Origin of the sequence: Enterobacter cloacae complex sp. CARB60, assembly GCF_036487345.1 — a bacterium.
Taxonomy (GTDB): Bacteria; Pseudomonadota; Gammaproteobacteria; order Enterobacterales; family Enterobacteriaceae; genus Enterobacter; species Enterobacter asburiae_D.
On sequence record NZ_JAZKLC010000002.1, the window covers coordinates 4,490,754 to 4,502,712 of the forward strand.

Sequence of the window (11,959 nt, forward strand, 5' to 3'; positions counted from 1 at the left end):
GAAGGGTCACAACGAAGGGTATCTATGGATAACAATCTGGACTGCTTTACTAAACTGCTTTAGGTCTGTGTAACAAACCGACGGGGATAGTTATACCGATGTGGTAGAAGAATGACAAGCGTTATTTTCGATATGCATAAAAAAAACCCCGCCGGAAGCGGGGTTTTTTCGGTTTATTCTGTGGCCGTAACTGCGGCACTCCAGGCCTGGCTAAAGGCCTGATGCTGGGAGGCCAGCGGCCCAATCAGCGTATTGTACTGGCTTGCCTGCTGCGAGGTCGGGAACTGAATGCCGTTGGCAACAAAGCTCACCTGAGCCTCCTGCTGAGCGATAAAGTCACCCACCTGAACCAGCTGCTGCGTGAAGATTTGCGCGGCCGGAATCAGCGGTTGCAGTGCTTCAGACGGTTTTGTCACCACTTTCTCATACACTTTGTCGAAGACCGGTTTGAGATCGTCGCCCTGCTTCAGCGCAGAACGTGACGCGTCGGCCTGCATTTTCGCATTCTGCAACTGCTGGCTCAGCACGCCAAGCGCACCGTTGGACTGGCGAAGCGGTTCGCGCTGCGTCATATAATCCTGCGGAACGCGAATGGCGTTCACGCTATCCACCACGGGACGGATTCCGGAATCCATCGCCTGGCTCACCTGCTGTGAATAACCATAAAGAATGGCGTAATCGGACACGAAGGGGCCAAACTGTTTTTTCTGATCCGCAGTCAGCGTCGGCAACCGCTCACCGCTGCGCATCACTGTATTCTGTAGAAAATCGATAAACGCTTTGCGCTGATCGCCTTCTTTATCAAAACACCCACTCAGGCTAACAACCATCAACAACGCCGCAATAGGCGCAAACCAGCGAGAGCAGGACTTTCCTGTCGCCATTTTATTACTCCTTTCACCCAAAAAAGCGCACACCGGCACACGCGTGCCCGACGCTGACAAGGATAGTCCAGGTCAGCCTTGCAAGATACTCTTTTCATGCAAAACGGCTATTGCCGATTTATTTCTTACCATTTACAAAAAAATACCTGGCGAAGCCGACATATGACTAATCAGGGAATTAGCATAACTATCCATATTGCTGAATCGTGTAAAGCGATCGTTACCGCACGATTAATCACACCCGTGACGATCCTGGGTTGGTATTAGGGACTATTCTTAACTGGCTCTCTGATGTTCTTGATCACGATGTGAGATTTAAGAGGAGTCCTCAATGGAATATAAAGATCCTGAGTTTGAGCTGCTGAGCAGCCTGGAACAGATCATTTTTAAAGATGTACCGCAGACAATTACCCTGCAACAAAAATCCAATCCCTTTACAGAATATGAGCAATTGCGCAAAGGGACAGGACTGAAAACGGAAGAATTCGCCAGAGCGATGGGTGTCAGCGTGGCGATGGTGCAGGAGTGGGAGTCAAAACGTGAGAAACCCACCCCAACCGAGCTAAGGCTGATGCGCCTGATTCAGGCCAACCCTGCACTCAGCAAACATATAGCGTAGTGAAGTTTGAATGCCCCCGCCTTTGCGGGGGCTTGTGTTTTAAAGGCTATCACAACGCCAGCCCGCCTCTTCCCATACCCATTCATGCGTTAACGTTAAGCCTCTTAAAAAAGCCTCATCGTGTGATACCACCAGCAGAGCCCCGGGGAAACCGGCCAGTGCCGCTTCAATGGCCTGGACCGAGGCCAGATCCAGATGGTTTGTCGGACGTAACCTGGCTCTCTTTATATGGAGTTTTTTCCTGTTCGATATCCTGGTCCTGGCATTGGTGGCTAATCTGGTTTCGGGTTCCCTAACGTGCAGCCCCTACCCTGCTGCTAGTGGCGCTGAGCTTCCTATCTATCGACATGAGAGAATCAAGTTCCTTTTTGCTGGTGCGTTAGATGGTGTTGACTATGTCGAGCGTTGCTTGCGGATCGTCTGCGACTATGTTCTTTTCTTTTTTAACCATAGTAAAAACTTGGTCATGAGCATGCGTATAGCTGAAGTATGCACCGTGAGGCGGGTTGGCACTCTTAATTGTAATGGTGGATTTTTGCACGAAATATACACAGGGGTTTGAGGCGGCAGATCGTGCACGGTTTGTGCACCAGTCGCGCCAGTATGAACTTTGGTTTTCGGTTGAACATCCTATTCTTTTGCCGCTCAAACACCGAACCTCTCGCCTTTTAATTTACTCGAAGTTCTCAAGAGGGCGTTATTCTCAATTGCTATCAGCGCGGTAGCTCGAATAATAGTGCCCCGCTATAATGCGTTGACTTTTTAACCACATAAAGCAAAGGGATTTATTATGCCGAGTAAAGGTGTTTTTCTCTACCACCTAGATAAAACCACCTGTGGCGGGCGAATTATTGCCGGCGCACCGGATGAAACCTACGAAATAGGCGGCATAGTGCGACAACAGGTTCGGGCCGGAGACCCTGTAACCTGTGGTGTTCATGAAGGCCGGTTTCGGGTCTGTGGCGGTATGGGAGACACCTATGACGTTAATGGTGTTCTAAAGGAATGGGCTGGGTCGCTGGACAGTTTCAGCTCCTGTCCATGTAGGGCCCGGTTTGTTCCCACCGTTTTTTCGCATACCTACGACAGTAACTGTAATGCCGGTCGGATGGCTGAGCGGGAGAATACTATCCGCAAGAAAAAACTGGCTGAAGAGAAAGAGAAAGATCTTGAGCCTATGCCTGTTCCGGTTCTGATCTATGCTACGCAGCACAGAATGGACGACTATGACGCGAAGGATATGCATCACGGCGATCTGAATGAGGAGACTCTGAAGGGCCGTTTCGACCTTACTGACGTATCAGCGAAAGTAAACCCTTATAAGTTGACTCTTGCACCGTCTGCTACTGCCAGTCCTTATAGCGGATTTTATCCGGGTAGTCTAAAGGAGAATGAGTCGATGGTGGTCAGCCGAGAAGAAAGCGCCCGGATAATGTTTGATGAGTTCCGTGAGCTGGCGAAGCTGTTTTCATTCCAAGGGGAATATAAGGACATCATCACCGAAATGATTGACCACATGCAAGATAACAGTGGCACTCCTTACAGCAACCCGATGTTGGATAAGGCGCTGAAAGAGCAGATCCTTAATGACCATACTGAGCAAAGCTCCTTGCTGGTAATTCGAGATATTCTGACGTCTGCTATTAACTACGAGTATGGGTTTATTCCGCTTGATAAAAAGAACAAATTATTTGATGAGAGGGGTAACTTTAAGGACTTAAGCATGGCAGTCCTTCCAAAATTTGATCGTCTTATCGACCAGACTAACGGGTTGGTAATCACCGTCCATGATACATGGTCCACGCATATTACACTGGAGTCACTGGAGGTGACGGGCGAGAGTTACCGGGCAAAAGTTCGCTACCGGATTCAGGATCACTTCGGGCTAGATGAGGCGGATATCCTGAATTCTGTTTTCCATCAGGGGCGAATTTTTCGTATCTGGTTTGTGCTCCAGCGCTGGCAGGAGTACGACTATAAACCGTTTATCACCGAGATGAATACTACCGTTGAAATCAGCGGAGGCCGTGGATGAATAAGCGTTTGACAGGTGGCGTTGTGGCAGTTGCGGTTTGTAGCTATTTGCTCTGGCAGTTTTTCACTCCGGTTGAAATTGTCGCTGTTCACGACGGTAATACGATACTGGTAAGGCATTTCCCTTACCTGAAAAGCCGTCAGATAACCTGGTGGGAAACCAATAAGGATCAAATTCAGGCAAAATACGGCATACCGTGTAGAGGAGAGGATGATTATTACAGCGTGGTAATTATGGACTATGGTGAGGGGTATCGTATCGATAGAGGAACGGATGAAGATTCGGATCTACTGTGTTTTGATGATATTTCCGTAAATAAACGTTGCATCAAAAAAAAACCTCGTCTATGGATTCGATTCAGTGAAAATACAGGTCTGTTCTATCGTTAGTCCTCATTATTTCAGAATGGGTCTCCTAGAGATCTTTTTTTCCGCGTGCATTATTTTTCTCTGAAAAAGTGTTTAGGTCCAATCATACGAACACGAACGGCTGGACCTAAGCGAAAATCTGCTGCAACTCGATGCAATTAAGTACCCGATCTGATCACCCCAGCTCCCCGGCGTGCTGGATGCACCTCTGCCAACAGCATGTTCCTCATTGCGATAATTTTGCGAGTCCATTTCCATAAACATTTTTATTATCAGAGGCATAATTATTAATTTCGCCATAAAAAAACCCGCCGAAGCGGGTTTTTAGCATTTGTCACAACGGGCACATTACTGCAGCAGCGAAATATCCGCTACGCGCAGGAACAGCTCGCGCAGTTTCTCGAGCATGGAGAGACGGTTAACACGCAGCTCTTTATCTTCTACGTTCACCATCACTTTCTCGAAGAAGGCGTCGATAACGTCACGCAGCTCGGCCAGCTCCACCAGCGCTTCCTGGTAGCGGCCTTCCGCAAAGTACGGCTCGAGCTTGTCGCGCAGCACCACAACCTGCATCGCCAGAGCGATCTCTTCCGGCTCTTTCAGGGTTGCGGCGTTCACGCGCTCGTTCAGCGTCTCGTCGGATTTCGCCAGAATGTTAGATACACGCTTGTTGGCTGCGGCCAGGGCAGATGCCGCTTCCAGGGTACGGAAGTGGGAAACCGCCTTCATACGCGCATCGAAATCAGCCGGACGGGTCGGACGTCGCGCCAGCACCGCCTGAATGGTGTCAACGGTGTAACCTTCGTCCTGATACCACGCGCGGAAACGACCGAGCATAAAGTCGATCACATCATCCACAACGTTCGCGTTGGTCAGCTTGTCGCCGTACAGACGCACCGCTTCTTCGGTCAGCGTCTGCAGATCCAGGTTCAGGTTCTTCTCAACGATGATACGCAGCACGCCCAGCGCAGCACGACGCAGCGCAAACGGGTCTTTGTCGCCTTTCGGATGCTGACCGATACCAAAGATACCCGCCAGGGTGTCCATCTTATCGGCAATCGCCACGGCACAGGCAACCGGGTTGGACGGCAGTTCGTCACCCGCAAAGCGCGGCTGATACTGCTCGTTCAGGGCCACGGCCACGTCTTCCGCTTCGCCATCGTGACGCGCGTAGTGCATGCCCATCACGCCCTGGGTGTCGGTAAATTCGAACACCATGTTGGTCATCAGGTCGCACTTGGACAGCAGGCCCGCACGCGTCGCGTGGTTCACATCTGCACCGATTTCGCGGGCAATCCAGCCGGACAGCTCAGCGATACGGTCGGTCTTGTCGCGCAGCGTGCCCAGCTGCTGCTGGAACAGCACGGTCTGCAGGCGCGGCAGGTTATCTTCCAGACGCTTTTTACGGTCGGTATTGAAGAAGAACTCCGCATCCGCCAGACGTGGGCGCACCACTTTCTCGTTACCGGAGATAATCTGGATCGGATCTTTCGATTCGATGTTTGCCACGAAGATAAAGTTTGGCAACAGCTTGCCGTCGTTGGCGTAAACCGGGAAGTACTTCTGGTCACCCTTCATGGTGTACACCAGCGCTTCAGCCGGCACGGCCAGGAATTTCTCTTCAAACTTCGCGGTCAGCACAACCGGCCATTCAACCAGAGAGGTCACTTCTTCCAGCAGGCTTTCGCTCAGGTCAGCGTTACCGCCAATCTGGCGTGCCGCTTCTTCGGCGTCCGCTTTGATTTTGGCTTTACGCTGCTCGTAGTCGGCAATAACTTTACCGCGCTCCAGCAGGATCTGCGGATACTGGTCAGCATTGTCGATGGTGAACTCAGGCTCGCCCATGAAGCGGTGACCGCGGATCACGCGATCGGACGCCACGCCCAGAATGGTCGCCGGGATAACGGCATCGCCCAGCAGCAGGGTCACGGTATGCACCGGACGCACGAAGTGCACGTCGGACGCGCCCCAGCGCATCAGCTTAGGAATCGGCAGCTTCGCCAGCGAGGTCGCAATCATGTCAGGCAGCAGCGCTTCCGCGCTTTCGCCTTTCACGTGCGCACGGTACAGCAGCCACTCGCCTTTATCCGTAGTCAGACGCTCGGCCTGATCGACGGTGATGCCGCAGCCGCGCGCCCAGCCTTCAGCCGCTTTGCTCGGCTTGCCTTCCGCGTCAAACGCCTGGGCAATCGCCGGGCCACGTTTTTCGACTTCGCGATCCGGCTGAGACGCCGCCAGATTTGCCACTTTCAGCGCCAGACGGCGCGGGGCGGCAAACCACTCAATTTTACCGTGTGCCAGGCCAGCGTTATCCAGCTCGGCAGTCACGTTCGCAGCGAAAGATTCAGCCAGGCTGCGCAGGGCTTTTGGTGGCAGCTCTTCGGTGCCGATTTCCACCAGGAAAGTTTTCTCAGACATGGCCGCCTCTTATTTGTTTCGGTTGCACATCGGGAAGCCAAGGGCTTCACGGGACGCATAGTAAGCTTCTGCAACGGCTTTGGTCAGGGTACGAATACGCAGAATGTAGCGCTGACGTTCAGTCACGGAGATCGCTTTGCGGGCGTCCAGCAGGTTGAAGCTGTGGGCGGCCTTCAGAATACGCTCGTAAGCAGGCAGCGGCAGCGGAGTCTCCAGCGCCAGCAGCTGCTGCGCTTCTTTCTCGTACTGCTCGAAGCAGGTGAACAGGAAGTCCACGTCCGCGTATTCGAAGTTATAGGTGGATTGCTCCACTTCGTTCTGATGGAACACGTCGCCGTAGGTGGTTTTACCCAGCGGGCCGTCGCTCCAGACCAGGTCGTAAACGCTGTCTACGCCCTGAATGTACATCGCCAGACGTTCCAGACCGTAGGTGATTTCACCGGTGATCGGCTTACATTCCAGACCACCCACCTGCTGGAAGTAGGTGAACTGGGTCACTTCCATGCCGTTCAGCCACACTTCCCAACCCAGACCCCAGGCACCCAGCGTTGGGTTTTCCCAGTTATCTTCCACGAAACGGATGTCGTGGATGGTGGGATCCATACCCAGCTCTTTCAGCGACCCGAGGTACAGTTCCTGAATGTTGTCTGGTGATGGCTTAATCACCACCTGGAACTGATAGTAATGCTGCAGACGGTTCGGGTTTTCACCGTAACGACCATCGGTCGGACGACGAGAAGGCTGCACATACGCGGTCGCCATTGGCTCAGGCCCCAACGCGCGCAGGCTGGTCATCGGGTGTGAAGTGCCGGCGCCGACTTCCATGTCCAAAGGTTGAACAATGGTACAGCCCTGACGAGCCCAGTAATCCTGTAAGGTCAGGATCAGGCCCTGGAAGGTCTTGGTATCAAACTTTTGCATAGTATTTCGTGCTGGATACGTGTGGTTTTAAATGGAAGGGACCAGTATACCCGCTGGCTGCAAGATATACAGTACGAAACGGGGTTGTTTAGGGAAAATTGGGAAATAAGCCTTGCGGCCAGAACGCTGACGGCGTCTGGCTGTTGATTATACCAGCAGGCTAGCGCATGGAGAGGTGTAAAAACTGGCCGTCCGCATCAAACGAGCAGACAAAGCCCTCTTTGCGCGACGTATGGCCCCGCAGCTCATAGCTTCCCTGAAAACGCTCAAACCCGGTGACATCAATATTCTGAACGTCAGCGTTATAGCGGCGAGCGGCCCGATCCTTACAGAGCGCTTCCATATCCAGTGAACGTTCCGGGCTCATTTTACCCTGCTGCGCTTTTTGCACAGGTGCTTCTTGCGGCGCACCGCATCCCGCCAGGCTCGCCAGCAGAAAGAGTGACGCCACACGCTTCATCATCATTTTTATTACCGCCCTGGTCAGTGGCTGTTATTTTTAGTATCAAAGCTTTTATAGATTACGGTCCGGCATTCTGCGAATCTCGCGGCCTCCCTACAAGCCTGCTGAATAAAACTCAGAATTTTCCAAACGAAGACTTTTGGACAACGGCAGTCACACTCAATTTACAGGGAATACGAGGAACTGATGCAGTCAAAAATTAACTGGATTGATAACCTGCGAGGAATAGCGTGTCTGATGGTGGTCATGATCCACACGACGACCTGGTACGTCACGAATGCCCACAGCATCAGCCCCGTTAACTGGGATATCGCCAATATTCTCAACTCTGCGTCACGCGTCAGCGTGCCGCTGTTCTTTATGATTTCCGGCTTTCTCTTTTTTGGCGAGCGCAGCGCGCAGCCGAGGCATTTCATTCGCATCGCGGCCTGTCTGGGGTTCTACAGCGCCGTTGCCCTGCTCTATATCACCCTGTTCACCTCGATTAACGCCGGGCTTTCGCTGAAATACGTGCTGCAAAAACCGGTGTTCTATCACCTGTGGTTCTTCTTCGCCATTATCGTTATCTATCTGGTCTCCCCGCTCATCCAGGTAAAGAACGTCAGCGGTAAAATGCTGCTGGCCCTGATGGCGGTGGCTGGCATTATCGCCAACCCGAATACGCTCTCACAGAAAATCGACGGATTTGAGTGGCTGCCGGTCAATCTCTATATCAACGGCGATACTTTTTACTACGTGCTTTACGGCATGCTGGGGCGCGCCATCGGGATGATGGACACGCAAAAACGCGGTCTGAACTGGCTCTGCGGAGCGCTGTTTATCGCTGGCGTGGCGGTGATTTCACGCGGGACGCTGCACGAGCTGCAGTGGCGCGGCAATTTTGCCGATACCTGGTATCTGTATTGCGGGCCGATGGTCTTTATCTGTGCCGTTTCGCTGCTCACGCTCGCCAAAAACACCCTGAACGCGCGTCCCCTGCCCGTGCTGAGTCTGATCTCCCGGCACTCTCTCGGGATTTACGGTTTTCACGCGCTGGTGATCCACGCGCTGCGCACGAGAGGCGTTGAGCTAAAAAGCTGGCCGGTGCTGGATATCGTCTGGATTTTTGCCGCCACGCTGGCGATCAGCCTGCTGCTGTCGATGCTGCTGCAAAAAATAGACGCTCGCCGCTTCGTCAGCTAATGCTTCGCTGCCGGGCGCGATGGTACTGGCGCGGGGAGGAAAACCCTGCCGCCAGTGAAGCCTGCTCCACGCCGCGCCCCTGCAATAGCCACTGCTCCGCCACCGCCAGACGCAGTTGCTCCAGATAATCGCGAACGCTAATGCCTAAATGTGACTGGAAAAGCCGGGTGAGATGACGCGGGCTGACGTGCGCCAGTGCGGCAATGTCAGGCAAGCTCCACGTTTTTTGCGGCTCGGCGGTGAGCGCATCCTGCGCCCGATGAATCGCCGGATGAAGATGATTGCGGTAGCGTAGCCACGGAGATAGCTGGGGATCGTCACCCGAACGGCGGAACCAGACCACCATCTCACGCGCCACGGTCAGCGCTTTTTCGGGGCCGCACAGGCGGTTAATCATGTGCAGCGCCAGATCGATGCCCGACGTGATCCCCGCGCTGGTCCAGATATTCTCATCCTGCACAAATATGCGGTTTTCTTTAAACGCCGCCGTGGGGGCAGCGGTGCGTAAACGGCTAATAACATCATGATGGGTTGTGCACTGTCGGTTGTTCAGCAGGCCCGATTTCGCCGCCAGTAAGGCCCCTGAACAGACGCACATCACGGCGATCTCCTGGCGCTGGATCTGCGGCTGCAGGCGCATCAGCCAGTGCTGGATCTGCTGCGCCTGTGGCGTTGAGAACTGAACGCGGGAGTCGCTCACCCCCGGCAAGACCAGCAAGCTGCCCGATGGCAGGCTCTCCAGCAGCGGCTGGATGCCGCTCATCGTCAGGCCTATCGACGTCGGAACCTCCGGCTGCGGGCCAATGTAATGCAGACGAAACGCGTCGCCTGCCAGCACAAAGGTTTCAGCCGGGCCGGTCATGTCTAATGACAGCACCCCGGGCAACATCACGAACCAGACGTCGATGCTCATTACAGGGACTCCAGCGTCTCCGCTACCGTTTTAATCTCGGCAAAACGCCCGGACAGTACCGTCTCGGTACGATGGCGAATTTCCGCTGCGCTAAGGGTAATGCCCTTGTACGTCATGGGAAACGTCAGCGTTGCCTCACTGACAAAGGTCACAGCATAACCCAGATCGGATGCCACCCGGGCGGTGGTTTCGCAGCACTGTTCAGTGCGAATGCCGCAGATAATTACACTGTTGATATCACGCTCGCGCAGCCAGCGGTCAAGCCCGGTATCCGTAAACGCATTATGGACGTGTTTCTGGAAAACAACATCCGGCTGATGACGCAAAAAGGCCATCGGTTTGACATAGCCGCTTTCCAGGGTGAAAGGACCGTCTTCATCTACGTGAAAAATATCAACGACCGGAATATTGCGCGCCTGGCAGCCTTCAATCAGCCCCAGCATCGCCTGCTGAAAGGCAGGGATCTCGCTTTCCTGCCAGTAATTGCGGTGGTGAAATGACTGCTGAGTATCGATGTTGATTAATGCAGTGCGTGACATGATGGATCTCCTCGCCAGTGGGTGTGACACCATACTGGCAAGGAAATGAAGGCACGCACAGACCAAAAAAGGACATCCTCGTGCCTCTCCCGGACAAGCGTATTTACGACATCAGCGGCAGCAGCTGCTGGTAGATTTTGCGGAACACGTCGCGCCTTTCCGCGTACCGCGCATGGCGCGCCGCGTCAGGCACATGCGCCTGTTCAAGCGTAAGCTGCGGCAACAGTTGCGAAAGCGGCTGTTCCGGGTTCATAGCTATCTGCGCCAGACGCGCGGCGCCGAGCGCGGGTCCGACATCCCCGCCGGTGCGGAAATCCAGCTGCAAACCGCTGATATCCGCCAGCATCTGTCGCCAGTAAGCGCTTCGCGCACCGCCGCCAATCAGGGTGACGCTCGTCGGTTTCAGACCGCAGTCGTGCACCACGTCCATCCCGTCGGCCAGGGCATAGCCTACGCCTTCCAGAACCGCGCGCGCCAGTTCTGCCGGGCCATGCTGATGGGTTAAGCCAAAGAACACCCCTTTTGCTTCCGGATTGTTGTGCGGCGTACGCTCGCCGGAAAGATACGGTAAAAACCAGACGGTACCCGCAGCGTCATCCGCCTGCTGCGCCGCAGAAATAAGCGCCGGAACGTCGGCCATGCCGGTGAGTTTTGCCGCCCAGTCCAGGCAGGACGCCGCGCTGAGCATCACCGACATCAAATGCCATTTCCCGGGAAGAGCATGACAGAAGCTGTGCACAGCGCTTTCTGGATTACTGCGATACCCGTCGCTGACGGCAAAATAGACGCCAGACGTCCCCAGCGACAGCATCGCCTGGCCCGCCTCAACCATGCCAACACCGACAGCGCCCGCCGCGTTATCGCCGCCCCCGGCCACCACCGGTACGGCAGGCATATTCCAGCGCTCAGCAACGGCTGGCAGCAGCGCGCCCGTCACCTCACAGCCTTCGTACAGCGCGGGCATATGTTCACGGGTCAGATGGCAGGCGTCCAGCATCGCCTCGCTCCAGTCGCGCTTCGCCACGTCGAGCCACATCGTGCCGGCGGCATCAGACATGTCGGAAGCAAAATCGCCCGTCATGCGAAAGCGCAGATAGTCTTTCGGCAGCAGGACTTTCGCCACCTGACGGAAAATCTCCGGCTCGTGGCGCTGCACCCACAGAAGCTTAGGCGCAGTAAAGCCGGGCATCATCAGGTTGCCGGTAATCTCGCGGGAGGCAGGTACGCGCGCCTCGAGAAGCGCACACTCTTCCGCGCAGCGGCCATCGTTCCAGAGGATCGCAGGACGCAGCACGCGATGCTGGCTATCGAGCAGCGTAGCGCCGTGCATTTGTCCGGCAATCCCCAGCGCTTTCACGTCGCGCAGGCTGTGCTGCTCACCTAAGGCTTTGATTGCGCGATCCGTCGCCTGCCACCACTGCTCCGGATCCTGTTCCGACCACAGCGGATGCGGACGTGAAACCTGCAGCGTTTCCGTCTGCGTTGCTAGCACGTCGCCCTGCTCGCTCAACAGGATGGCTTTCACACCCGATGTGCCAAGATCGATCCCGATATACATTGTGGTGACTCCTTTGACAGAAATGCCCGGTGGCGCTGCGCTTACCGGGCCTGGATGCT

11 protein-coding genes and 1 pseudogene are annotated in these 11,959 nt (G+C 54.6%); 4 read left to right on the plus strand and 8 right to left on the minus strand.

Annotated features, from left to right (window positions below; genetic code table 11):
- Positions 1–173 precede the first annotated feature (173 nt).
- Positions 174–884 (minus strand): DUF3053 domain-containing protein, encoded by a 711-nt coding sequence (locus tag V4835_RS22605; RefSeq protein ID WP_023334083.1) that lies wholly within the window; start codon positions 882–884, stop codon positions 174–176.
- Positions 885–1,215: 331 nt separating this feature from the next.
- On the opposite strand from V4835_RS22605, the gene V4835_RS22610 reads away from it, so the two are divergent.
- The gene (locus tag V4835_RS22610; protein ID WP_063145367.1) at positions 1,216–1,503 is read left to right on the plus strand and encodes an HTH-type transcriptional regulator; all 288 of its coding nucleotides are present in this window, start codon (positions 1,216–1,218) and stop codon (positions 1,501–1,503) included.
- A 39-nt stretch (positions 1,504–1,542) separates the two neighbouring features.
- On the opposite strand, the pseudogene V4835_RS22615 reads toward V4835_RS22610, so the two are convergent.
- Positions 1,543–1,710, minus strand: a pseudogene (locus V4835_RS22615) (ABC transporter ATP-binding protein); the annotation flags it as partial.
- 583 nt (positions 1,711–2,293) lie between these two features.
- On the opposite strand from V4835_RS22615, the gene V4835_RS22620 reads away from it, so the two are divergent.
- The gene (locus V4835_RS22620) at positions 2,294–3,538 is read left to right on the plus strand and encodes a PAAR domain-containing protein (RefSeq protein WP_063145365.1); all 1,245 of its coding nucleotides are present in this window, start codon (positions 2,294–2,296) and stop codon (positions 3,536–3,538) included.
- The gene (locus V4835_RS22625; RefSeq protein WP_331413814.1) at positions 3,535–3,927 is read left to right on the plus strand and encodes a DUF943 family protein; all 393 of its coding nucleotides are present in this window, start codon (positions 3,535–3,537) and stop codon (positions 3,925–3,927) included. Before V4835_RS22620 ends, V4835_RS22625 begins: the two co-directional genes overlap by 4 nt.
- Positions 3,928–4,254: 327 nt before the next feature.
- Here V4835_RS22625 and glyS read toward each other — a convergent pair whose 3' ends face one another.
- From glyS to V4835_RS22640, 3 genes are all read right to left on the minus strand, one after another.
- Positions 4,255–6,324, minus strand: a complete 2,070-nt coding sequence (gene glyS, locus V4835_RS22630; protein ID WP_331413815.1) for a glycine--tRNA ligase subunit beta — start codon at positions 6,322–6,324, stop codon at positions 4,255–4,257.
- Between the two features lie 9 nt (positions 6,325–6,333).
- Entirely contained in the window at positions 6,334–7,245 is a 912-nt protein-coding gene (gene glyQ / locus V4835_RS22635; protein ID WP_003860141.1) for a glycine--tRNA ligase subunit alpha, read from the minus strand.
- Between the two features lie 160 nt (positions 7,246–7,405).
- Complete coding sequence (locus tag V4835_RS22640; protein WP_331413816.1) at positions 7,406–7,711, minus strand: YsaB family lipoprotein; 306 nt, start codon at positions 7,709–7,711, stop codon at positions 7,406–7,408.
- Positions 7,712–7,894: 183 nt separating this feature from the next.
- Here V4835_RS22640 and V4835_RS22645 point away from each other — a divergent pair, with 183 nt between their 5' ends.
- Positions 7,895–8,890 carry an acyltransferase gene (locus V4835_RS22645; RefSeq protein WP_331413817.1) on the plus strand — a complete coding sequence of 332 codons (996 nt, stop codon included), beginning with the start codon at positions 7,895–7,897 and terminating at the stop codon, positions 8,888–8,890.
- On the opposite strand, the gene V4835_RS22650 is transcribed toward V4835_RS22645, so the two are convergent.
- The 3 genes from V4835_RS22650 to xylB form a co-directional block, all read right to left on the minus strand.
- Positions 8,883–9,803, minus strand: a complete 921-nt coding sequence (locus tag V4835_RS22650) for a GlxA family transcriptional regulator (protein ID WP_331413818.1) — start codon at positions 9,801–9,803, stop codon at positions 8,883–8,885. The genes V4835_RS22645 and V4835_RS22650 overlap by 8 nt on opposite strands.
- Positions 9,803–10,342, minus strand: coding sequence for an isochorismatase family protein (locus V4835_RS22655; RefSeq protein ID WP_063145360.1), 540 nt, complete (start codon positions 10,340–10,342; stop codon positions 9,803–9,805). Before V4835_RS22655 ends, V4835_RS22650 begins: the two co-directional genes overlap by 1 nt.
- Positions 10,343–10,445: 103 nt before the next feature.
- Positions 10,446–11,900, minus strand: coding sequence for a xylulokinase (gene xylB / locus V4835_RS22660; protein ID WP_331413820.1), 1,455 nt, complete (start codon positions 11,898–11,900; stop codon positions 10,446–10,448).
- Between the last annotated feature and the right edge of the window lie 59 nt (positions 11,901–11,959).